We start from the raw sequence: 314 nt of genomic DNA on the forward strand, positions 1-314 counted from the left end.
ACGGCTGGAATCTAAACATACTCCAGTCCCTTGTCCAAAACCCCGACGGCTCCGTTACCTATAACCAGGGAGACGGCTTCAAAGCTACTTTTTCCTATGACGAAGCCACGCAAACCTACAAAGCCCAGGCGGGCATATACCTTACCCTGGTTAAAAACCAGGACAACAGCTATACGGTCACCCGCAAGGACAACCTTATCTATTTATTTGATGAACATGGAAAAATAACGGCAATAAAGGATCTTAACAACAACACCATAACCTACGGCTACGAGGGAGATCTCCTAACCGGCGTAACGGACACCGCCGGCAGG

General features: G+C 48.7%; 1 protein-coding gene. It reads left to right on the forward strand.

The features are described 5' to 3' along the window. Window positions 1–314: hypothetical protein (locus DCCM_RS08770; RefSeq protein WP_133163953.1), on the forward strand; the 314-nt coding region annotated here is incomplete at both ends.

This window comes from Desulfocucumis palustris (assembly GCF_002933875.1).
Taxonomy (GTDB): Bacteria; Bacillota; Desulfotomaculia; order Desulfotomaculales; family Desulfocucumaceae; genus Desulfocucumis; species Desulfocucumis palustris.